Below are 21,843 nucleotides of genomic sequence, written 5' to 3' on the forward strand. Positions count from 1 at the left end.
TTGCTGGATGCGGGCTATGCGGCGCATCGAGTGGCCCTCCGGACCAGCTTTGGATAGTCGATCCCGTGCGCCGCGATGATCCGCTCGAATGCCTTGCTGCCGATCGCCAGCTTCCCGCAGCACTGCCGGCGGGAAATCCCCAGTTCCTTGAAGGCCTTGATGCGCTCGGCGAAATTCGCGTCGCGCTCCTTATCGACCGTGTTGTGCACCAAGTTCCGGGCGCCGCCTCTCGTTGGCGCCTTGAACGTGATGTCGTACCGGGCGGCGTAGTTGTAGATGAGACGACGGCTGACACCGAGTGCAGCAGCTACTTCGGTTTGGGTGTGCGTAACGCCAAGCTGGCGTATCTGCTCAGCCAGCTTGAGTCGCTCCTGGGTGCGGATATCGTCTTTATCGAGCGGCAGGGGAGTTGCCTCAACCCGACGCCGAACAAACGGCTTCGGCGCCGGCGGCATCTGGTTGCTGTAGGTGATTGGCTTGGGCTTGTAGCCGATGGGCGCCGCTTCTTCGATCTGGCCGCCGCTGGCCAGGAACTGGGCGACCTGGGCCGCCAGTTCATCCGATGCCGGACGCAGCGCCTCGACCAGGCTGAGGTGGTTGCTGATCATGCTGCCGCCTTGGCCAGCGTCACCCCGGCCATGCTGAAGGTGGATCCCTGCGCTGCGACCATCGCGTCGAGCACTTCCCAGTTGACCGAGAGCAGCGTGATCGGCGCCTGACCATATGCCACGGCTTTCACCAGGGCCTCGAAGTCCGTCACGTTGGCCTGCAGCGCTACCTGCTCCACGGTGTGGCTCGCCACAGGCTTTGTGGCCTGGCCGACGGGTGCCGCCTGGACTGGAGCGGTGCGGGCAGGCCCTGGTGTCGCCACCTTCTCCACGACCGGCTCTGGCTTGATGGCCGCCAGGCGCTGGGCTTCCTGTTCTTCAGCAATGCGCTTCGCGTCGGTCCTTTCCTTCTCCGCCTTCTGGTGTTCGGAGATTCGGAATTTGATCAGCGTCACCAAGTCATCGTTGGCCTTGGTCACCAGCTGCTGCACGTCGCTGAACAGGAAGGCGTAATCAGCTGCGAGCTCCGCCAGGCTGGTCAGGTTCAAGCGAATACCGTCCGCTGCCTGACTTGCGTCGATCTTTGCCCGGGCCAGTTCGGTATCAACAGCGTCCTGGAGGCTGGCGATGGTGCGCTTGCTCTTCATGGCGCCGGCGAAGTCGACGTGCACCTGAGGCAGCGCCACCTGGCCCAAGGTCCTGTTGATCCCCGCGATGTGCTCCGCAAGCGCTAGCTCGGCCTTTTGCTTGATGGTCGTCTTTACCAGCAGTTCCTGGGCCTGCACGAGCTTATTGACCTTCAGGCGAGTCTCGCGGGCATGGGCGCTAATGCGATCCAGCGACGAAAACAGTTCGTCGATGCTTTGGGTCTGCGACAGGGCCTGTTTCTTGGCGACCGCGACAGCCTCTTCAACCTCGCCGCACCACTTGACCGCCTTCTTCGCGTCGGCGAAGTCCTGGTCGGTGGAGAGCGTGGTTTTCACCGTGTCGATGACAGCCAGGGCTGAGTCTTCGAACACCTTCAGGTTGCTGGCGGTGACCATTCCGGTCAGTTCGATTCGCAGCGCTGGCAGCTCGTCAGGCGCCTTGCCGACTACGATTGAAGGAGCATCGGCCATTTCGAAGTTGGCCAGGTCTGCCTCGAACTGTTTCCAGCCCTCTATCAACTGGGCCGCGCGCCCGGCTACGGGCCGGTATTCCATGTGCACGAAGCTCTCCGGCGTGCCGTCCGAGCAAACAAAGATGACGCGCTCAGCGCCGCTCACCAGCAGTTGCTGCTCAAGCTGCCAGTAATAGTGCGGAGCCAGGTCACCGGCTTTCACCTGGGCCACGACTGACTCATTCCACAGTTTGTGCTCGAACAGTGTCTCGCCGAGCATCGTGGCGCCGTCCATGGAGGCGAGCAGGTTGCCCTCGGTAGCAACGATCGGATAAAGCTCTTCGCCGATCAGTGCTTCGGCCAGTGGGCGTGCCAGGGCCTCGGTCGCGTGCCCTTTGTCGAAGATGAACTGCTGAGACGGCGTGACATCGGGCGTGATGCCAGTCTTTTTGGCGGCGAGCAGGTCGGTGCGGGTTTGGTACTTCGAAGCGCCCATCATTGCAGGTGCTTCTGAGGCGGTACGGTGCTGAGCGCGAAGGGCAAGCCACTCGGCGGAGCCTTGAGCTACGTTGTGAATTTTCATGCTGCGTCTCCATCGAGGGCTTTGAGGTTGGTGATTTTTTCAATCTGCGCCGGGCTCAGCGTGTACTTGCTGCTGATGGTCGCAATGAGGTGTTCAGGGCTGGTGCGGTTCGAGTCGATTAGTGGCTGCCACTTCACGATGTTCTCGGTCAGCAAATCGTCGGAGTAGGCGGGCAACGCTTCCGGTTCAGGCTGGGCTTGCTGTCGTGGGCTGACATCGCGCGCCGGCTCCTCGAATGCTTTGCCTTCCATCTCGTCGGCCGTTGGCGCTGATCCGACTTCAGGAAAAGCTTTGCGCAGGGCCTGGGCCTCGGCGCATTTGGCGAGCTGGGCAAATGCCCGGCGCTTCCACATGGCGTTGGGCGCCGCAGTTTCCTTGCTCGACGTCGCGTAGTTTTCGAGCCAGCGTTCATTGGCCGTGTATTCGGCAACCAGGCCGTTGCTCATCTGCCGCTTGACCGTCACGCGGCACCATTCGGGATACGTGACTTCGACGCCGCTCAGCTTCGCCGTTACTGGAGGACCATATTCAGGCTCGCTGATTCCGGCGTACTGGCCGGTGCGTGCCGCTTGGATGCGGTACAGGCCGATGCCAGGCATCACCGTGTCCTGCATCTTTTTCGTCTTCGAGTTCCAGATCGGAACGATGTGCACCGGCTTCAGCATTGGGTCCAGGTGCGCGGCCTGGCAGTAAGCCAACACCATCACGACTGAGTTCTTTTCGGCGCCGGGGTAGAGGCTGCTGCTCAGCACTTCAACAAGCGCGGCCTCCGACATCGCAGGCGCGTTTTCGTCCTGCTTCATTACTGCGGACATGGGGATTCCTTGCCGCGATGCTCGCAGCGATGAAAGGTGTTGGTTATTGAGTGATTCGATCAGCGAGAGCGCTGAGCAACATCAGGAAGGTGAAGAGGGCGAGGACAGGGAAGGAACCGCGCCAGATGAGTAGGCGCCGGGTGCGCTGGTGGGTGGTCACGGCCGAACCCTCACCGCGATCCGCCCGCCCTTCATGGTTGCTGTAAGGCGCTTCGGCAAGGTGGCCACGGCACGCTCACGCGGCTGGCCGATCACTTCATTGAAGGGGAGGCCGAAGCCCAGCATGATCAGCTTGGACTCAACGTCGTCGAGCTGCTCGTCGATCAGCGATTTAACCGGTGCGGTGGTCATGCGGCTCTCCCTAACCGGCGCTCGTAATCACGGCGCAGGCTCTCGGTGTAGTTGGCGTCTTCCTGCGCGCTGATGATGCCCAGCGTGCGGAGAATAAGGATCGCGGTGCTGGACGAAGCCTTGACTGCGGAAGGATTGCAAAGCGGATCACTCATCGCCCTGACGTACCCTTCAAGCATTCCGATTGCCACGTCGTGGTGTTCGCTCATGCGGCCCACCGTTGCCGGCGCTTTAGAGCGTCGATCTCGATCCACAACGCGCTCTCGATCTGCGCGCCGTACTGGCGGGCCAGCAGGTACAGCAGGTGCCGTTCTACATCCATCCGGGCGCCGCTTTCGTCGTAGCAAATCGCCGAGTGAATCTTGAACTCGATTTCCCGGTCACCCTGGGCGTCCCAGTCGCTGTTCGAGCTGCCCGGGCTCGGCGGCTCATTTACGCAATGGGTCACCTCCACCTGGAGGACAAAGCCCTCAACAATCACTTCGTGTTCCATGGTCACCTCCAGGGTGGCGGGTTGTTCACCTGTATTCGTCAACACTCATGCCTCCCGCTGGTTGCCGATGGGCGCGGGGGAGGAGTGCTGACGGGTAGAGGTGGGAATCCGAAAAATCGGATTGATATGAGAGGACAGGGAGTCCTCAATGCATTGCTGTAAGAATGGTGGAGCTGAGGCCCTGTCCAGAGCAGTCAGCCACCACTAGGGGAGGTGCGATTACTGGTGAATGCTGGTCTTGCTGATGGCAATCCAAGAAATAGCGAATATGCCAGCAACAAATATCACCGGACTGCCGAAAACTTTGTAGTAAAGCCACAAATCAAATGGCGTGGAAAAAGCGACCGCAACGTTCAACACTGCCATAGTTGCGAGAAGCAACGCCAGTGAAAGTGCACACATGCGCCATTGTGGTTTTGACAGGTTTAAACGTTTTCCGAAAATGCATTGAAGTAGATTGAGCTTGAATCCGGCTTCAGCGATAACTACTACCAGAGCTAATGATCCGTACAAAATTGTAGGCTTAATCAATATGACGAATGAGCTCGGCAGTAGGAGTTTTCCAAGCAGTACACCAAATACCAAACCGAAAATTTGGAACAATAGAAACGCGCGCCACAAAAGCGCAAAGGACAGCCTCAGCCAATTTTTTGTCACACTCATTCTACGAGACCTTAAGATGTTCATCATGTAGCGGCGGTATGCCATTTCACGTTTAGAATTTCAGTTCTAAGCTACTAGATTGTATTGGCTCCATAAAGTACGAAATTTTGTCATGCAGGTGACCGGGCATTTAACGACAGGCTGTCGTGGCGCTGGTTGATCAGTCGGCGGGCTGCAGCGCAGAAGTGCGTGGGTAATAAATCTTTGCCTTGGCTTGGCTCCCTTCTGGTGGTGGAACCGTAACTTCATAGCGCTCGGGTTCCCCGCGGGAGCTTTTGTACACATGAGTGACGACGCCCAGCTTCGTTTTCCAACTCCCATTGGCTGCGCTTGACCAGGTCACCTTGTCGCCTTTCTTGAATGCCATGCTGCTATCTCCGGTTGTTTTCCCAATGCACCCGTCACCAGGTGCATCAGTGAAAACTTCCGCCGTGACCCGCTACTGGCGTCGGTCACTGGCTTGAATCAATTGTTCTTCCAGCCACGGGCCTTTCGGCTTGTTCTCCCGCTGGATAACTGTTCTTGGCGCTTTACGCTGCACGCCCGGGTCAGTTGCCAACCCTCTGAACCGTTTAGGCCGGTTCATCGCTGCCTTTGAATCTGGGCCGGTTGTGATCCGGCAAGGGGTATCGCTAAAGAGCGGCGCAGGTTTAGCTGCTGGCCGGCGTTCTTCGTTGCTGGCTTGAGGCGATAATCACAGAGTGTGTTTATGGTGTCAACACGCAATGTGTTTGTATTTTTCATGATTGAATCACGCTGTGTGGTTTTTATAGGGGAATTGAGAAGGACGGGGTGGTGAGCCCGCCTGCTGGCGTGCTCATTTAGGAATCGCAGTATTCGCGCCAGCCGATCCTGACGGCACCGTCATCCAGATGTTCGATCCTGATGCCGGCGGTGTCGCCGATGTCTTGGATGACCTGGTGCCAGGCTTCAGGGCTTTCATCGTCGCGCCTGGATACCTCCACCAACTGAATTCTCTGGACCCGGGGAGATGCGATCAAGCGTTGCAGGCGATGGCCCACAAGCTCGTAGGAATTTCTCGGTTTCGATGTGGGGTAGGGTGCCTGGATCATGCGTCGCTCCTTGCGAATACTGTATGCATACACAGTATTGATGCTGACATATCTTGGCAAGAGGGCGGTACGAAGTTTCATGCATAAATGCATATTTTTAAGGGAGCATTTTTGACAGGCAAAAAAAAGCCCGCTTATGGGCGGGCCTAAAGGGAATTCTTCAAAGGAGTAAGGGGAGTTTGGCCCCGGTGCTGTAAATGCCAGGTGAAAAGGATGTCGCAAAAGCAGAAAGCCCGTGGTGTGTTGGCTGCTGCGATTGGTCCTTGTCGTTTGCAACACAAAGCTTACCAAGTCGCTACACGAAAAATATGACGTAACCCATTCTGCAGCTGTCATAAATCACGTGAATCAACTGTTCCTGAATAGAGAGCGTAGTTATGACTTTAAATCGATTGGTCAAGGTTGCAGCAGTTGTTGCTCTGCTGTCTTCTCTGTCGGGATGCTGGATTTTTATGCCGCCAGGAGGTGGTGGCGATCGTGGTCACGGTGGCCACGATCAAGGTGGCGGGCCTGGTGGGGGCCCTGGCGGTGGTCCCGGTAGCGGTCCGCGATAACGGATCAGGATCTGAAGGCAGTCGAGAGGAGTAGAGGCGATCATGAAGGTCGCCTTCTCCGCGCGGGCTGATCTAATCATGCTGAGCGGGCCAGGGTAGCCAGCATCTTGAAGCGGGTAGCGAATGGCCGAGACAAGAAACCCCGACAGAGGTCACGCTTCACACGATCAAATTTCAGTCAAAGAAAAGCCCGCTCTGTGGCGGGCTCTCTGTAAACTTTTTGGGCGCCGACCCTTCAGCAGATCCAGTGTGCAGTCACGCGGTTTGCCAGCTCAATGGTGGCACGACAAAGGGCAGAAACAAGAAGCCCGGCGCTGGGCCGGGCTGCATGCTGGTGCAAAAAGAAGCAGAACTGGTCATCCTACGCCGGCCTTTTCGGTCGACTAGTTTATAGGCTAACGATCACCTTCCTCGAGGTCGAGCATTTGGTTGTCGCCAAACCTGGGATGAAGTCGGTTCATTTTGGTAACGAAGTCCTGATAGTCATTGGAGAGCTTCATCGCGGTCACGACTGAAGCAAGGTGCTCTCGCAAACGAGGGTGGCCAACCTCCTGAGTAAGCCTTCTGTGCAAATGTTTTTTCTTTTCATCTTTCGCAGCCTGCTTTTTCAGTTCGTCCAAGAGTCCCGGAGCTAAGCGCTCATAAACGATGTCATTGGTCAGTAGGCCGAAATACTGAGGGCGAAACTTAGGATTCTCAGGCGGATATTTCAGACCTCGCAGACGAAAAAGCTCCTCGTAATATTCAGCCGGGAATGCGCGCACATAAGGTTGGAGTTCTTTGGCAACCCAAGCTTCGAGAATCTTGGCCAACGCGTCTTTAGCTCGATCGCGTTGATAGCCTGTTGCCTCATCAATAAGGGCGATGATGCCAACGCGGGCAAATCCTCGGACAAGGATCTCAGCGTGATCGGCAATGTGTAATTGTTGCTTCTGCAAGATTTTTTCTGATCGCGCCGCGAGGATAATGTCGCACAAGTCAGCAAGAACTGTTGCTTCATACCCAAAGGCAACTGTGCCAACGCGCGGTACTCGGAAACGAATTGGTTGTTTGAGGCGATCGGCGAGCGCAGTGCTGCGCGCTTGTAACTCGCTGTTTTCATGAGATTTAACTGATAAAGAAAGCGCGAAATTGGCAAGTCGCTGCTCGCCAGAAGAACCGCCACTTGTCGACATCCCGATCCCAACCTGCATACCGCGCTGAGAGAGAACTCGCGTTCCGTCTTCTAAGACGTAGCACGTCAACTCCACATCCCCAATTTTTAGAGGATGGTCACCAGATTCATGAGTAGCTACAGGAAGCTTTGCAATCTCAGCCTTTGCGAGCGCAGCTTTTCGTGAGTTTTCGCGGCGTTGCTCGGGGGATAGAGCTGCTTGACGCGCGGCGCCGCCTTTGGCACGGCCGACAGGTTTTTTGCTGGAATCGTCTGACATTGGGAATACCAAGACTGATGTTTGAGTCCTAACAATATTGGTATTGCTAGGAGCATGCAAGCAATATTGATGTTGCTCGAAGATTTTCCATTAATTATAAAGTCGGCGCTTTGCCTTTTTGCGCCAGCAATAAAAAAGCTCAACGCGTGAGAGTCGAGCTTTCTTGCTAGCTATAGGAGATACCAGCCCCCCCATGGCGCTGATCACGGGAGCGTACACGCACAATTTTTCCCGTATTCACCTCATCCTCGCACACCATAGAAGTGGTTCAGCGCTATCAGCTCAACCACAGCCACGAAAACGCAGAGCACAACGAAGCCTGGGCTGAAGACTCGCTTGCGATGAGATGAACTGCCGTCCGGCCAAATGCCAGCTTCGGTTGTGAAAACCACCATGAGTGCCAGCAGAGCATAGGTCCACACCTTGTTCCAAAAGCTCTGCTCTCGCCATGAGGTCGATGGCTTTCCAAGGGCGGATGGCATCAGTAAAACTTCTGCAGCGCCTGGACAACCACGCCCACGATCCGACAGTTCTCGTCGACTGCCTCAATCGGGTAGCTTGGGTTCAGTGGCTTCAGGAACAGCCGTCCGCCATCGCTGACCAGCTTTTTGAATGTGGCTTCGTTGCTGTCCGGCAGTTTGGCCACGACCAGCTTACCTGGTGCAACTTCAGCCTCAGTGTCCACAAGGATCAGCGTGCCCTCGGTGATGCTCTGGCCGGCGGGCGCTGTCATCGAGTCCCCTTTGACTGTCAGCCAGAACGCAGGACCTTTGGAGTCGTACTCCGAAAATTCGTAGGTGTCCGAGATTCCAGCCGGGTAGGGCTCCACGGCTTCCGACCAGGCGCCGGCGGCAACCCAGCTCACAACCGGGTAGCGGAATGATTTGGTGGGCTGGGCGGCGATTGAAATATTCGAGGGGCTTTCGCCAGGCAAAAGTAACGCTGCCGGATCGACTTTCAGCTCATGGGCAATCTTGGCGATATCTTCAAGGTTTGGCTCCCGAGCATCTTTCTCATAGTTTCCTATGCGCGATTGGGATTTCCATCCGCACGCCTTTGCCAAGGCAGCCTGAGAAAGCCCTGCTTTTTCTCTGTAGTGCGCGATGCGCGATCCGAGTGTCTTCATGGATCGAATTTTAATCACGGAGTGAAATAAAATCCGCCCACTTATTGTGTTTGCCAATAACACGATATGTGTTTATCCTTGGTTTATTGACCGCAGGAGCAACGCAATGAATCTCATAGCAGAGTTTCGTGAGGAGGCCGGAATCACGCAGGCAGCCTTACACCGAAAGCTCAACTGGAAGCAGTCGCGGCTCGCTAACTACGAGTCGGGGGCTCGCCCATTGAAGCTTGAAGACGCCCGGAAGATCGTCCAGGCGCTGAATGAATTGGGTGCGAAATGCACTTTGGATCGCGTTTTTCCGCAGCAATCTTCTGCGGATGTTCAGGCCGCCTAAGCGACACCCCTGTCCGCCGTTCCATTGAAGCCAGATTAGAAGAGAGCAGTCCCCATGCAAACGTCCAGTTCCAGACACACCGTACAAACCCGTGATCAGGTGCTGGTCGCCCACGCTGCAAACCAGATCGCGCGCACCAGCCTGAGCCAGGACGACTTCGCCCAGGCGCTGAGCCGCGAGCTGCATCTGTCGTGCCCAGAGAAGGCTGTCGCCAAAGAGGTCCCGGACTTCGCCGCGCTGACGTTGCAGAACGATGTCGGTGACTTTGTGAAGGCGACCGGCCGCTGGCTCAAGCGTGTTCAGCGCTGGTTGTCCGGCGATCAAGAAATGCCGTCCTGGCTGGAAGAGTCGTGGGTCAACGCCCTTGAGCCTGAATTCCGCGACCACTGCGTAAACGAGCTCGCAAGCCGCCACGGACTGACCGGTGCCCGCCAAATGACCAGCGACCAATGCGCAAACAAGAGCTTCGGCGCACTGATCCGAGCCCTGGGCGATGTGATCGACACCGGCAGCGAAGTGTTCGACGACCAGGTGATGTGCGAACTGGATCTGCCGCACCTACCGGCGTTCGCCAAACAGTGCCGCCAGGTTGAAGCGAAGGCGGGGGAGTTGGGGCGTAGAGCAGAGCAACTGCTCGCGTCGGCTCGCCCACTGAAATCCATAGCCTGAATTGCAGGCACAAAAAAGCCGACGTTCGAGGTCGGCTTTTTCTACAGCGGTAAACAACTGGAGCGAATCATGCACCAACATACAGAATCGATCAATAGCCCCAACAATCTCGCGCCACGTTTTTCGCAATCGCAAAATGTGGCGCGGACTATGTCGTCACGCGAAATTGCGAATGTCACCGGAAAGCGCCACAACAATGTGAAGCGGGATATCGTATCCATGCTTACCGACCTTGAAGAAGATGTGCTCAGTTTTGAGCACATCTATTTGGACGGGTACAAGCGGGAGCAGGTCGAGTATCTGCTTGATCGCGAGCTGACAGATACACTGCTCACCGGTTACAGCGCCAAGATGCGTCGCGCTGTTATTCGTCGCTGGGCTGAACTGGAGGGGCACAACGCAGCACGTCAGGCTGTGATCGCCAACGGCACGAAGGTCGTCGGCGAACTCGCAATCCTGGAATGCTTCACGCGCATGCTGAAGCCTGCGCCATCCAGCCAAGTGATGATGCTCGCCCAGATCGCCACCAACAACGGCTTAGATGCCAAATTCCTTCCAGGCTATGCGGTGGACGCCGCCCCTGATGCCGCTGGTGGCTCTTCGATGCCCACTAAGGCAATCACCGCTCTGATCAAAGATCACTCCATTGCCAGCACGCCACGCGCCTTCAACCTTGCACTTGAAGCCCACGGCTTCCTCAAGGTCCTCCAGCGCAAAAACTCTAAGCAGGAAATGGTGGACTTCTGGTCTGTGACCGAGAAGGGCATGGCCTACGGCAAGAACCTCACCAGCCCTCAATGCCCCCGCGAGACGCAGCCTCACTGGTACGTGGATCGCTTCCTTGAATTGGCCGCAAAGGTCGGGAAGGCCTGACATGCAATACACCGTCACGATTAACCAGGTGAAGGCGCTGGAGTGGGGGCTGAATTCTCAGCAGGCCCTGCTGTTCGCCTTCGTATACGGCTGCCCGAGTTGGACCAAGCCAATCAAGACTGATGACGGGATTTTCTTCGCGCTGAGCAAGGCCAAGATCATCGAGGAGCTACCGCTGCTCACTGACAAGCCAGACACCGCTTATCGCATGTTGAAGGCCCTGGAAGAGGCTAGCTTGATTGAGCTTTCCAGCACTTCGAACATCACGCTTTTCCGTCTCACAGAGAAGGCGATCGAGTGGAACCAGAAGCTCGACGGGTCGGAAAAATATCCGACCCCACCAAAAAACAAGGGTCGGAAAAATATCCGATCTACCTCGGATAAATCTCCGAGCAAGGTCGGAAAAAAATCCGGGCAAGGGTCGGATAAATCTCCGACAAATCAGGATACCAATCATCAGGGTACCAATCAGGACACCAGTGAGGACTTGCAGGACGCCACCGGCAAGCCGGCTCAGTCCCGCGGCTTGGTGCTGGTGGTTGATCGCACCGATGCCCCACGGGTTGAGATCCCCGCCGATATGCCGGGCCCCAAAGACCAGACCTGCAAAACCTTCAAGGTCTGGGCGAATTACGCCATGGCCTACCGCAAACGTTACCTCGGTGCATGGCCTGTTTGGAACGCCAAGGTTGGCGGTCAACTCGGCCAATTGGTCGACCGCCTCGGCGCTGACGTTGCTCACCACGTTGCCGCGCATTACCTGAAATCCAACGACGCCGCTGTGCTGCGCAAGTGCCACAGCCTCAACGAGCTGCTGGCCAACGCCGAGAGCTATCACACCCAGTGGGTGACCGGGCAGCGCATCAACGGCACCACCGCCCGCCAGATGGAGCGAACTGAGGCGAACCACTCCGCAGCGGAGCAGGCCGCCCAGATGGTTCTGGCCAAACGCCAAGCAGGTGACCGCAATGAATACCTCTGAAATGAACGACCATCAGGTTGCCGGACTGGCCGCCGCCATCTGCGCTACAGCCGAGGCCATGGGTCAGGAGATGAACCCGGGCACTGCCGCGATGATGGCCGAAGACCTCTGCGCCTACCCGGTGCCCGTCGTCAAAGCCGCCTTGAAGGCCTGCCGCTTCGAAGTGAAGGGCAAACTGGCAATGGCTGACATCCTGCAACGCGTCCAGTCCTCTGACGGGCGCCCGGGCAAGGACGAGGCCTGGGCAATCGCCATGACCACCAACGATGAATTCGAAACCGTGGTGCTGACCGACGAGATCCAGCTGGCCCTGGCTGCTGCGAAACCCATCTTGGATGGCGGCGACAAAATCGGTGCGCGCATGGCGTTCATCGACGCCTACCAAAGGTTCGTGGGCCAGGCCCGCGAGGATGCGAAACCGGTCAACTGGCACGTGTCCGTGGGCTTCGACGCCAACCGTCGTATCCAGGCCGTCGCTAAGGCGGTGGAGTTGAAGCGTATCCCCCAAGAACACGGCCAAAAGTACTTGGCTGACCTGAGCATTGTTCCAGTTACCGAGGATGGCCGCGCCATTGCCGGTTTGCTCACCGGCGCCGTCACCCAGCCCGCGCCAGTTCTGCGACAGAAGCTGGAACTGGTCAAAAACTCGATGTTGGAGATGCGCAAGGCCAGCGCCGAACGAAAAACCGAAATGCGGATTGAAGCGGCCAATGAGTTGGCGGATCGCCGGGCGCTGCTGGTCAAGCAGGCCCAGGAACTGGAAGCGAAGAGGGCAGCGCAATGACCGACAAGATCAGCGTCAACTGCCAGGCCAGGCTCTCTGAAGTCATCACCAAAATCAGCGCCATGTACAAAGACAAGAAGTTTGTGGTGGTGACCCTGCGCCCAGGCAAGGACCGCACGCTCGACCAGAACCGGCTGTGGTTCGGGATGTACAAGCGCATTGCCGAGATGACCCAGATCGGTGACGCAGCTGACGCCCGCCGCTACTGCAAGCTGCACTTCGGCGTGCAGATCCTGCTGAACGAGGATGCCGGCTTTCAGGCCGAGTGGTATCGCGTCATGCGTCATCTGCCCTATGAAACGAAGTTGGCCATGATGGGGGAGTGCCACTTGTTCGGCCCTGACGGTTTCCCGGTGACCAGCCTGTTCAACCGCGCCCAGGGCATCAATTACACCGACCGCATCGCCGCCTATTTCACGGGCCTAGGTGTGGTTTTCACTGATCTACTCAGCAAGGAGGCTGCATGATCGCCAAGCAACCCAAACCGAAGAAGTGCAAGAACCCGGCATGCGGCATCAGCTTCCCGCCGCAGCGACTGGGCCAGGCGGTATGTAGCCCGAAGTGCGGCCTGGCCATCAAGGACGTGAACCAGGCCAAAGCGCGCAAGTCGCTTGCCCAGGTTGAGCGCCGCGAGATAAAGGTCCGCAAGGAGAAGTTGAAGAGCCGCGGCGAACACATTCGTGAGGCTCAGCAGGCGTTCAACGAGTACGTTCGCACCCGGGACCAGGCCGCCGGCCACCTCTGCATCTCCAGCGGCAAGCCGTTGGACTGGAGTGGTAACGCAGTCGATGCCGGCCACTACCGCAGCGTTGGCTCCGCGCCGCACCTGCGCTTCGACGAACGCAATTGTCACGCCCAGAGCAAGCAGGACAACCGATTCCTTTCGGGCAACGCCGTGGACTACCGGATCGGCCTGATTGCGCGAATCGGCCAGGAGGCTGTCGACGCTCTAGAAGCTGACCAGAGTGTGCGTAAGTACTCCGTCGAGCAGATCAAGGGCATCAAAGCCTACTACCGGGCAAGGACCAGAGAACTGAAGAGGGCTGCAGCATGACCTATCGCAACGTTGTTTCAGCAGTAGTTCGAGCCCTCGCGGCCGAGACCATCAGTTCCGCCGGCGGCTGTGACTTTGAGCCGAAGGTGCAGTGCGCCAAGCAGAAGGGGGAGATCGTCGGTAAGGAGGCGGCGTTTCTCCAAGACTGCTGGGTATTCGGTCGGCTGCACAAGGCGCTCACTCCGGCGCACTGGCGCGCGCTGGTGGCGAAATACTCGACGCACCAGGAGCGAAAGCATGGCGCCATTTTGGAGCTCCTGAATTCGGTGAAGACCCCGGCGCCGAAGCGCTTCCGGGAATGCGCGGTGCTGACCTGGGCCATTCCGCAAGTTGCCGGTGCCGACGGAAAGCGTTCTGCCGCTGTGCTGCCGGCCGCTTGGTACGACATCACCAACTGGGATAACGACGGCAAGCCTGAATCTACTCGGTACCGGTGGCGCTCAGGGATTCGCAAGACGCTGGATGACCAGGTGAACGAGGCGCTCACTGCCGCTCAGGAACTGCTAGATGCGGAAGGATTAATCGAAAGTTGTGCGGCGTAGCAAAAAGCCATTGCACTGAGTGAGAAAGTGAGAGAGTATTTACCCATCCTGTCGATCTTGCGCGTTAGGGATTGACACTGAAAAACCCAGCCATTGTGTTGGGTTTTTTTATTTCTGGGCTGTTTTCTAGCTGATACGCTCTTGTTGTCCCTCTACCTCTCGAAGGATAATTGCTTCCCAGAAGAAAGAGAGAGAATGAGCATGTCTGGTAAATGTGATGAATGTGGTGAAGAAGATCAGGATCTGAGTTCCCGTAACCTTTGTGAGTCCTGCGAAGAAGTTGCTGACCCACGACCGGGGACCCAATGTGATTTTTGTGAGAAGGATGCGACCACGCATATTGGTGGTCACCCTCTGTGTGAAGACTGTGCTGAAAACTGATATTTGACGCGAAGAGAGCCTCGCCAAGTGCGGGGCTTTTTATTGCCCACGGAAGGGCGATTCAGCAAAAGGAATTTGCAGATGTTGAAAGAAATCAGATGCGGTAACTGCAACCGACTTCTCGCCCGTACGGGTGGGTTTACAGAGCTCCAGATCAAATGTTCCCGATGCGGGACGTTGAATCATGTGAAGGCCGCGAGCCTCGAGCAATCGCCGATGAGCGCCATACGCCCAATACAGAGGCCTGAACTTAAATCAGCTAAGTAACGGAGTTTAAAATGGAAAACGCAAATTCGGCGTCTCAAACCTTGCAAGATCTTTGGACCCAAGTGCAACCGGTGGATAACACCGGCATGCTTAGGCGCGTGGTTTTTGGGGACGGCAAGTTTTATGCGGCTGGTGGCAACGGTCTTCCCACAACCACTCAGCTTGTCAGCGGAGGCGCGACTGGTACAACTTGGACCAGGTTTAAGGACGTCGTCACCTCTGATAGCGGAAAGGTCCTCAACGATCTGTACTGGAACGGTATTGGGACACAGCTTCAAGCCCTCTCTCAATCCGGCAATGTGGCCTACGGCAGCACAGCACGCCCTGAAAGGGCTTGGACAAACATTACGGCAACTGTTCGCGTGTCCGGAGACTTGCAAGGCATTGCATATTATCAGCCAATTTCCGGCAGCGACGCGACCTGGATACTGGTTGGTTCTAACGGTAAAGTCTTTTCCCGTTATGGCGATTGGTCAGGCCAGGTGGAGCGCACTACGACCTTCACTTCTGACGAGACTGTGTACTGCGTCAACGTCATTGGCGTTTTTGTGTTGGTTGCGGGATCGAATGGGAAGCTGCTTAGGGCTGTGAAGATGGCGACGGGTAATCCGCAATCATTCTCGACCGTAACTAGCACCTTCGGCACTAGCACCATCCTTTCCATGAAGCTTTGCAACGGGAAAATGTTTATCGTTGGTGCGGATGGCAAGATGGCACATTCACCCGATGGGCTTAACTGGACTGCTGTTGCAGATACCAGTTTCGGTGGAACCATCATCCGCGACATTGCTTACGGTAATGGCAAGTATGTAGCTGTCGGCGACGGCGGCAAGACAGCCGTTTCCGAGGACGGGATCGGCTGGGTTCAGCAAGCCAACACTTTCGCAGGAACCGATATCCGGAGCGTCGCCTACGGCAACGGCAATTTTGTAGCTGTTGGTGCGGGCGGCAAGATTGCTTACTGGACTCCATGATCTTCTATCTGCTTGCGTAATAGAGCCCAGCCATCGAGCTGGGCTTTTTCATTTTCGGCCCCGCCACACCCTTCGCTCTAAGCAGGGAGTGCCGTCGGGGCTGACCTATTTCAAACATGCCCCACGGAGTCGAGCGCATGGAGTATCTACAGCGCCTGCTCGACAAGATCGACAGGTTCGAATTACTGATTGCGGGCCTCGTTGGGGCAGTGATCGCCAGTTGGTGGCACAAGGACGACTTGAACGATTGGCGTGCCTGGATGATCTTCCTCATCACCGGCATGGCCTGCTCGATCTACCTCACGAGCATGGTCAGCACCAACCTGGGCGTGACCGAGCCGAAGATCGTTGCCGGTATCGGCTTCCTGCTGGGGGCATTCGGCGGCTCGCTCCTGGCGGCCATCAATCGAGCCATCAAATCCGCTGACCTCTGGGCGCTCATTCGCCAACGGTTCGGGGGAGGCAATCCACCATGAATCTTGAACTGATCAACTCCATCGCCTGCGGCCTTATCGCGCTGTGGGCAGCCTGGTGCGTACTGAGTGGGAAAGTGAGGGACGGCATTCTCGGGAAGCTGATCTACTCGGCGATCGCCATCAGCGGTTTCGTCGTTATGGCACGCAGCCAGAACATCTTCTTTGGCCCGAGCAGTGCCGGCCTGACCCTGCATGTGTCCCTGGCCCTGGCCGGCGCCCGCCACATCTTCATGGTCACGTACTGGCAGCGGGTGAAGGTCTGGCTTTGCCGGACGCTGAATTGCGAGCACTGCCTGCACAACGAGCGTCAACATTCAACCGACATAAAATCACCCAAATGATATCGCTTATCGTGGTGCCTTAAATCAATAGGGTTCGCGGCCCATGGTGGCGAAATGCTTGTACCCAGCCCCGTGAATTCTATAGTCTCGAGCCTCAGTCAAAAAGGGAGCTTCATTTTGAAAGTAGTTAGCGTGGTTAATGGATATTCAATCGAGTTGCGTCATGGCGAGTATTTCGTCGTAAATGCTGATGGCGAAGATGTAGCGGGTCCATTTGGCACCCTTGAGGAGGCTGAGGAGTATGCGGGTAATCTCCCACCATGCCCGCCGCCAAAGCCAATAGTTGGGCCGAAGCCTGGGTCAAAACCAAAACCAACGCCAAAACCTAAAGGTTACGGCTCTGATGGTCCCGGCATGTAACGGTAATTACCTGTAGTAGTTTTTTAGCCCTGCCGATGCAGGGCTTTTTCTTTGGGGGATTAATTTGCATAGGCCAACTCCTACGGCGACCCTGCTTGAGTTGTCCGAACTCTCCGACTACGGCATCCGCCTGACCCCAGCCCCTGAGGTGTGGGAATGGCTCCAGACCGAGATCCTTGCCGAAAGCGGTAGCATCCACAACGAAGACCATGCCCACTTACTGGATGCAGACATCCAGGTCATGTGGGCGTCGTCGAGCTTCGAGAAGCAGGGCAGGACAGTACTGGGCCAGGCCGAGCAGGTAGCGTTCCGCGCCGGTGGCTGGCAGAAAGCACGGATGGAGCAACAGATGCGTGATTGGTTCGGCGATGTGCCGGCCTTCATCATCACGCTTGCTGCTGACTACTGCTCCCAGTGCAGCGACATCGACTTCTGTGCCTTGGTGGAGCATGAGCTCTATCACATCGCCCAGGCGACCGATAAGTACGGTCAGCCAGCCTTCACCCAAGACGGCTTACCCAAGCTTGAGATGCGCGGACACGACGTGGAAGAGTTCGTCGGTGTCGTCCGCCGCTATGGTGCAAGCCCTGACGTTCAAGCGTTGGTGGATGCTGCAAACAGTCCTGCTGAGGTGGGGAAATTGAACATTGCGAGGGCCTGCGGAACCTGTCTGCTCAAGTCGGCCTGATTCCATGACAGGTATTGACGGATGACAACCATATGGCAGTACTACGAAGCGAGGTCAAAGCCTTCATCGTTCAGGCTCTGGCCTGCTTCGATACGCCATCCCAGGTGGTAGCAGCGGTCAAGACAGAATTCGGGATTGAGATCACCCGCCAGCAATGTGAAACGCACGATCCGACAAAGTTTGCCGGGCAGAAGCTCGGCAAGACCTGGGTGGACCTGTTCCACGCTGCTCGCAAGCGATTCCGTGAAGAGACAACCGATATCCCCATTGCCAATCGTGCGTACCGACTTCGCGGCCTTGGGCGGCTGGCCGAGAAGGCCGAGAACATGCGCAACCTGGCGCTGACTGCCCAGCTTTACGAGCAAGCAGCCAAAGAGACGGGTGACGTCTATGTCAATCGCCGCGTTGAGCCGGACAAGTCGCTGGATGAAGAAATCAAACTGCTTGAGATCGAGAAGCGTAAGGCCGAGCTCAAGCTGATAGAGAAGGGCGGCGGCAACTCCAACGCCCAACTGCTGGCCGATCTAATCGCGAGGCTGCCGTCATGATCGCGAACACCGGCAACCTGATGCTTGATCGCCAACTGTCCCGCTGGTACCCACTGAAGGATCACCCGGTGCAACTCGCCCTGGTGGCCGCTGTGTCAGAAGGCATTCGCTTCCCGCTGGTGCCTGCTGGTCGTCGTAGCGGCAAGACTGAGCGTTTCAAGCGCTTCGTGGTGAAGCAGGCGTCGGCGTACACCGGCATGTACTTCGCCGCCGCACCAACGCATGCCCAGGCGAAGAAAATCTTCTGGGATGACCTCAAGGCCTTCACGCTGTGCTGCATGCACAGTCGCCGGCCGTCCGAGTCGGACCTGATCATCTACCTGGACAACGGTAGCGAGATTCACGTCATCGGCCTGGACAAGCCGCAGCGTATTGAGGGTATCCCGTGGACTGGCGGGGGAATTGACGAATTCGCCGACATTAAGCCGGACGCCTGGGAGGCAAACATTCTCCCGGCGCTGAACACCGTCAACCCAACCATGCCGGATTACCGAGCCTGGTGCTGGTTGCTCGGGGTGCCGGACGGCCTGAACCACTATTACGACCTCTGCATGCAGGCTGAGTCGGGCAATGACCCGAACTTTCGCGTGTTCCACTGGAAGTCGGCCGAGATTCTGCCGGCTGACGTAATGGACGCAATGAAGCGGGCCATGTCGGCCAAGCAGTTCAAGCAGGAATTCGAAGCGTCGTTCGAAACAGCGTCTGGCCGGATCTACGAGGACTACAGCAAGGCGAACACCACGAATGCAGCCATTGAGCCTCATGAGCAGCTGATGTGGATGCACGACCAGAACTTCACGCCGCTCTCGTCCGCGATCGGTGTCCGGCGCAATGACGGCAAAGACCTTTATCTGCTGGATGAAATCGTGCTGATCAGCGCGGTATCGAAGCAGTCAGCCGCTGAGTTCGTGGACAAGTTCAAGGATCACAAGAACAAGCACGTTCTGATTTATGGCGATCCGGCGGGTAAGGCTGGTGAGAAACACGGCCACGCCTCTGACTACACCGACATCGAGGGCGTGCTGAAGGCCAATGGTTGGACGTACACGCGCAAGGTCAAGCCGGCTCATCCGTCCATCAAGGATCGGCAGAACGCAGTCCGGGCGAAGATCCTGACCGCTTCGGGCGAGACCAGCCTGTTCATCAACCCGGTCACCGCTCCCTGGTGCCACAAGGGCCTGAGTACGGTCCAGCTTCAAATGGGCTCGACCTTCCAGGAAGACCAGAAAAACGACTACCAGCACATCACCACGGCGATTGGCTATTGCATCGACGTTGAGTGGCCGTGCATCAAACGCACAGGCGGAACACGCCGAATTGGAGGCTTGGCCTGATGCCAGTGCAATCGACAAACCCCGACTACGACGCGCACATCGCTGAGTGGGAAATGATGGACGACGCGCTCGAGGGTGAGTGCGCCGTAAAGCGCAAAGAGCGCAACCTGCCAAAGCCGAGCGGCATGGTTGAGGCCGAGAAGATCGACGCCACCGGCAACAAGTACCTGTACCAGAACTACACCGATCGCGCCCAGTACGAGCACTGGGTGCGCGACTCGCTCCGGTCGATGATGGGCCTGGTGTCGCGTCTGATCCCGGAAATCGAGTTGCCCGCCGGGCTGAAGGGACTGGAAGACAATGCAACGGCAGACGGCTTCGGCCTGAAGCAGTTGTTCTTCCGCATGGTACGCCAGGCTATCTCGCATGGCCGGGTGCCGCTGGTGGTGAATATCGATGAGCGCGGTGAACCGTACTTCTCGACGTACGCCACCCGCAACGCGATCAACTGGGACACGGCAGATCAAGGCGGTCGGCAGGACCTAGTTCTCTCGGTATTCCGCGAGTTTCGCAAGAAGGGCGGCGATCGCTACAGCCATGACTGCGACACGGTTTTCCGTGAGTTCTTCATGGAAGGCAACGTCTGCTACACGTCGGTGCGGAATGAAGGCGGTGAGCTGGTCGAGGACGAGAGACCGCTGGGCACCACCGGTACCGACAACCGCCTGGTGAAAGGCCTGCCATACCTGCCCGTGATCTACTGCGGTTCGACCGACAACTCCCCGGATGTCGATGAGGTGCCGCTGTTGACCATGGCGCGGGCCGCGCTGAAGTCCTACCAGTTGAGCGCTGACTACTTCACGTCGCTGCATCAGACCAGCCACCCGCAACCCTGGGTGTCCGGGATGGATGAATCGGTCGAACTGAGCGTCACAGGCCCATCAGCGGCTTGGGATCTTGGGCCTAGCGGGTCCTGTGGCTACCTGGAGTTCCAAGGCGCCGGCATCGAAGCCGTGCGCAAAGCCATGGATGACCAGAAGAACGCCGCGCTTGAGGCGGGCGCCAAGGTCATGGACGTCGGCGGTACCGAGTCGGGCGAGGCGCGGAAGACGCGCCAGAACGATCAGCACGCCACGCTGCACAGCATCGTTATCACGGTGGCCGAGGCGGTAGAGCAGGGCCTGCGGTACGCAGCCGAGTGGAAGGGCTACGACCCCAAGCAGGTCAAGTTCAAGGTGAACCCTGAGTTCGTCACCCCTGTGGTTGATGCCCAGGTTCTCGCCGAGCTGCTCAAGGGCGTAATGGCAGGCACGCTCAGCGCCGACACCTACTGGCAGTACCTCACCACCGGCAAGCTGCCGGACCGCCCATATGACGAAGAGGCCGAGCTGATCAGCGATGAGCGCGAGTCGGCCGGCATCAACCTGGACAACGACGATGCCAACGACAAGCCTGGCGCAGGCGGACAGCCAACTGCTGGAGCAGACGACCCGCCACTCGGTAATGCTGGAGCGGCTTAAGGCTGGCGAGGTCAAGAAGTTCGAGAAGTACCTGCGCCAGATCGACAAGCTGGTGCGGGATCAACTCACCCGCAAGGAACTGACCACCTACAGCCGGGACCGCCTTGAGCAGTTTCTGGCCCGGGTGGACGGCAAGCTGCTGGAGATCTACAAGGCCTACGGCGACCTGGTGCAGGCCGATCTGGTCGACATCGCGCTGTATGAGTCGAGCTTTGAGGCCAAAAGCCTGAGCAATGCGCTCTCTATCGACGCTGTGGTGCCGACCAACACGGTGATCCGCGCTGCGGTGTTCTCCTACCCGCTACAGGTGAAGGGCATCGACGGCGGCAAGCTGCTGAAGAGCTTCGTCAGCGGCTGGACGCGGACCGAGACGATGCGGGTTACGAACACGATCCGGCTCGGCTTCGGCCAGGGCCAGACCAATGCCCAGATTATCCAGGCGATTCGCGGTACCGCGGCGCAGAACTTCACGGACGGCGTCTTGGCGGTGAGTAACCGCAATGCTGCCTCTGTGGTGCAGACGGCAATCCAGCATGTGGCCACGACGGCACGGATGGAGACGCTAAAGGCCAACAGCGACGTGGTGCTAGGCTATCGCTGGGTGTCGACGCTCGACCGCAAGACCTCGCAGCAATGCAAGGGCCTGGACGGTATGCGCTTCGACTTGGGCAAGGGGCCGCTACCGCCGGCGCACATCAACTGCCGGTCAACCACGGTGCCGACCACCAGGCTTTCGGAGATGTTCGCCAAGGACGCCACGCGCGCTTCGGTGGGCGATAACGGCGGGGCCCAGGTCGACGCAGGCCTGAATTATTACGAGTGGCTGGCAACGCAACCGGCGAGCTTCCAGGATCATGCCCTCGGGCCTGTCCGTGGTAAGTTGTTCCGTGATGGTGGCCTGACGCCAGAGAAGTTCGCCAAGCTGCAGCTCGACAAGTCGTTCAAGCCGCTGACCCTGGCGCAGCTGAAGGAAGCCGAACCTGACATGTTCATCCGAGCAGGCGTTACACTCGGCGCTCAACCAGGTTGAGATAGCGC

At 57.7% G+C, this 21,843-nt stretch carries 29 protein-coding genes; 17 read left to right on the forward strand and 12 right to left on the reverse strand.

What is annotated here, in order from left to right:
• Window positions 1-14: 14 nt before the first annotated feature.
• The 12 genes from HX818_RS10730 to HX818_RS10780 all read right to left on the reverse strand — a co-directional run bounded on the left by HX818_RS10730 (window position 15) and on the right by HX818_RS10780 (window position 8,801).
• Window positions 15-608 (reverse strand): hypothetical protein, encoded by a 594-nt coding sequence (locus tag HX818_RS10730; RefSeq protein WP_177020034.1) that lies wholly within the window; start codon window positions 606-608, stop codon window positions 15-17.
• Window positions 605-2,230, reverse strand: coding sequence for a YqaJ viral recombinase family protein (locus HX818_RS10735; RefSeq protein WP_177020035.1), 1,626 nt, complete (start codon window positions 2,228-2,230; stop codon window positions 605-607). Before HX818_RS10735 ends, HX818_RS10730 begins: the two co-directional genes overlap by 4 nt.
• Complete coding sequence (gene bet / locus HX818_RS10740; protein WP_177020127.1) at window positions 2,227-3,033, reverse strand: phage recombination protein Bet; 807 nt, start codon at window positions 3,031-3,033, stop codon at window positions 2,227-2,229. Before bet ends, HX818_RS10735 begins: the two co-directional genes overlap by 4 nt.
• A gap of 168 nt (window positions 3,034-3,201) precedes the next feature.
• Window positions 3,202-3,396 carry a hypothetical protein gene (locus HX818_RS10745; protein ID WP_177020036.1) on the reverse strand — a complete coding sequence of 65 codons (195 nt, stop codon included), beginning with the start codon at window positions 3,394-3,396 and terminating at the stop codon, window positions 3,202-3,204.
• Complete coding sequence (locus HX818_RS10750; RefSeq protein ID WP_134326507.1) at window positions 3,393-3,605, reverse strand: hypothetical protein; 213 nt, start codon at window positions 3,603-3,605, stop codon at window positions 3,393-3,395. Before HX818_RS10750 ends, HX818_RS10745 begins: the two co-directional genes overlap by 4 nt.
• Window positions 3,602-3,934, reverse strand: a complete 333-nt coding sequence (locus HX818_RS10755; protein ID WP_371315709.1) for a hypothetical protein — start codon at window positions 3,932-3,934, stop codon at window positions 3,602-3,604. Before HX818_RS10755 ends, HX818_RS10750 begins: the two co-directional genes overlap by 4 nt.
• Before the next feature lie 174 nt (window positions 3,935-4,108).
• Entirely contained in the window at window positions 4,109-4,552 is a 444-nt protein-coding gene (locus tag HX818_RS10760) for a septation protein IspZ (protein ID WP_177020037.1), read from the reverse strand.
• Window positions 4,553-4,712: 160 nt separating this feature from the next.
• Window positions 4,713-4,919, reverse strand: a complete 207-nt coding sequence (locus HX818_RS10765) for a hypothetical protein (protein WP_177020038.1) — start codon at window positions 4,917-4,919, stop codon at window positions 4,713-4,715.
• Between the two features lie 454 nt (window positions 4,920-5,373).
• Window positions 5,374-5,625, reverse strand: a complete 252-nt coding sequence (locus HX818_RS10770; RefSeq protein ID WP_177020039.1) for a DUF1654 domain-containing protein — start codon at window positions 5,623-5,625, stop codon at window positions 5,374-5,376.
• A gap of 949 nt (window positions 5,626-6,574) precedes the next feature.
• Window positions 6,575-7,612 carry a P63C domain-containing protein gene (locus HX818_RS10775; RefSeq protein ID WP_177020040.1) on the reverse strand — a complete coding sequence of 346 codons (1,038 nt, stop codon included), beginning with the start codon at window positions 7,610-7,612 and terminating at the stop codon, window positions 6,575-6,577.
• 242 nt (window positions 7,613-7,854) lie between these two features.
• Window positions 7,855-8,094: a hypothetical protein gene (locus HX818_RS31195; protein WP_256346306.1), complete on the reverse strand. Its 240-nt coding sequence runs from the start codon at window positions 8,092-8,094 to the stop codon at window positions 7,855-7,857.
• Complete coding sequence (locus tag HX818_RS10780; protein ID WP_177020041.1) at window positions 8,094-8,801, reverse strand: LexA family transcriptional regulator; 708 nt, start codon at window positions 8,799-8,801, stop codon at window positions 8,094-8,096. The genes HX818_RS31195 and HX818_RS10780 overlap by 1 nt, the downstream gene beginning before the upstream one ends.
• A gap of 43 nt (window positions 8,802-8,844) precedes the next feature.
• Between HX818_RS10780 and HX818_RS10785 the strand changes: the two genes are divergently transcribed.
• The 17 genes from HX818_RS10785 (at window position 8,845) to HX818_RS10865 (ending at window position 21,835) form a co-directional block, all read left to right on the forward strand.
• Window positions 8,845-9,072, forward strand: a complete 228-nt coding sequence (locus tag HX818_RS10785) for a helix-turn-helix transcriptional regulator (RefSeq protein ID WP_063030611.1) — start codon at window positions 8,845-8,847, stop codon at window positions 9,070-9,072.
• Between the two features lie 54 nt (window positions 9,073-9,126).
• The gene (locus HX818_RS10790; protein ID WP_177020042.1) at window positions 9,127-9,741 is read left to right on the forward strand and encodes a hypothetical protein; all 615 of its coding nucleotides are present in this window, start codon (window positions 9,127-9,129) and stop codon (window positions 9,739-9,741) included.
• Between the two features lie 69 nt (window positions 9,742-9,810).
• Entirely contained in the window at window positions 9,811-10,614 is an 804-nt protein-coding gene (locus HX818_RS10795; RefSeq protein ID WP_177020043.1) for a Rha family transcriptional regulator, read from the forward strand.
• Between the two features lies 1 nt (window position 10,615).
• Window positions 10,616-11,596 carry a phage replication protein gene (locus HX818_RS10800; RefSeq protein WP_177020044.1) on the forward strand — a complete coding sequence of 327 codons (981 nt, stop codon included), beginning with the start codon at window positions 10,616-10,618 and terminating at the stop codon, window positions 11,594-11,596.
• A complete protein-coding gene (locus tag HX818_RS10805) occupies window positions 11,583-12,380 on the forward strand; it encodes a hypothetical protein (RefSeq protein WP_177020045.1) in 798 nt (265 codons plus the stop codon). Before HX818_RS10800 ends, HX818_RS10805 begins: the two co-directional genes overlap by 14 nt.
• Window positions 12,377-12,847, forward strand: coding sequence for a hypothetical protein (locus HX818_RS10810; RefSeq protein ID WP_177020046.1), 471 nt, complete (start codon window positions 12,377-12,379; stop codon window positions 12,845-12,847). Before HX818_RS10805 ends, HX818_RS10810 begins: the two co-directional genes overlap by 4 nt.
• The gene (locus HX818_RS10815; protein ID WP_177020047.1) at window positions 12,844-13,434 is read left to right on the forward strand and encodes a recombination protein NinG; all 591 of its coding nucleotides are present in this window, start codon (window positions 12,844-12,846) and stop codon (window positions 13,432-13,434) included. The genes HX818_RS10810 and HX818_RS10815 overlap by 4 nt, the downstream gene beginning before the upstream one ends.
• Window positions 13,431-13,976 carry a hypothetical protein gene (locus HX818_RS10820; RefSeq protein ID WP_177020048.1) on the forward strand — a complete coding sequence of 182 codons (546 nt, stop codon included), beginning with the start codon at window positions 13,431-13,433 and terminating at the stop codon, window positions 13,974-13,976. Before HX818_RS10815 ends, HX818_RS10820 begins: the two co-directional genes overlap by 4 nt.
• Window positions 13,977-14,438: 462 nt before the next feature.
• The gene (locus tag HX818_RS10825) at window positions 14,439-14,624 is read left to right on the forward strand and encodes a Com family DNA-binding transcriptional regulator (protein WP_177015841.1); all 186 of its coding nucleotides are present in this window, start codon (window positions 14,439-14,441) and stop codon (window positions 14,622-14,624) included.
• 11 nt (window positions 14,625-14,635) lie between these two features.
• Window positions 14,636-15,598: a hypothetical protein gene (locus HX818_RS10830; protein ID WP_177020049.1), complete on the forward strand. Its 963-nt coding sequence runs from the start codon at window positions 14,636-14,638 to the stop codon at window positions 15,596-15,598.
• 137 nt (window positions 15,599-15,735) lie between these two features.
• Window positions 15,736-16,074 carry an MFS transporter gene (locus tag HX818_RS10835; RefSeq protein WP_177020050.1) on the forward strand — a complete coding sequence of 113 codons (339 nt, stop codon included), beginning with the start codon at window positions 15,736-15,738 and terminating at the stop codon, window positions 16,072-16,074.
• Window positions 16,071-16,415 carry a hypothetical protein gene (locus tag HX818_RS10840; RefSeq protein WP_177020051.1) on the forward strand — a complete coding sequence of 115 codons (345 nt, stop codon included), beginning with the start codon at window positions 16,071-16,073 and terminating at the stop codon, window positions 16,413-16,415. The genes HX818_RS10835 and HX818_RS10840 overlap by 4 nt, the downstream gene beginning before the upstream one ends.
• 424 nt (window positions 16,416-16,839) lie before the next feature.
• Complete coding sequence (locus HX818_RS10845; protein ID WP_177020052.1) at window positions 16,840-17,463, forward strand: putative metallopeptidase; 624 nt, start codon at window positions 16,840-16,842, stop codon at window positions 17,461-17,463.
• Between the two features lie 32 nt (window positions 17,464-17,495).
• Complete coding sequence (locus HX818_RS10850; protein WP_256346308.1) at window positions 17,496-18,011, forward strand: DUF2280 domain-containing protein; 516 nt, start codon at window positions 17,496-17,498, stop codon at window positions 18,009-18,011.
• Entirely contained in the window at window positions 18,008-19,345 is a 1,338-nt protein-coding gene (locus HX818_RS10855; protein ID WP_138725816.1) for a hypothetical protein, read from the forward strand. Before HX818_RS10850 ends, HX818_RS10855 begins: the two co-directional genes overlap by 4 nt.
• Window positions 19,345-20,805: a DUF4055 domain-containing protein gene (locus tag HX818_RS10860; RefSeq protein WP_177020053.1), complete on the forward strand. Its 1,461-nt coding sequence runs from the start codon at window positions 19,345-19,347 to the stop codon at window positions 20,803-20,805. The genes HX818_RS10855 and HX818_RS10860 overlap by 1 nt, the downstream gene beginning before the upstream one ends.
• Window positions 20,723-21,835 carry a minor capsid protein gene (locus HX818_RS10865; protein ID WP_177020054.1) on the forward strand — a complete coding sequence of 371 codons (1,113 nt, stop codon included), beginning with the start codon at window positions 20,723-20,725 and terminating at the stop codon, window positions 21,833-21,835. Before HX818_RS10860 ends, HX818_RS10865 begins: the two co-directional genes overlap by 83 nt.
• Window positions 21,836-21,843 lie beyond the last annotated feature (8 nt).

Source organism: Pseudomonas sp. F9001, assembly GCF_013385435.1.
In the GTDB taxonomy this organism is placed as follows: domain Bacteria; phylum Pseudomonadota; class Gammaproteobacteria; order Pseudomonadales; family Pseudomonadaceae; genus Aquipseudomonas.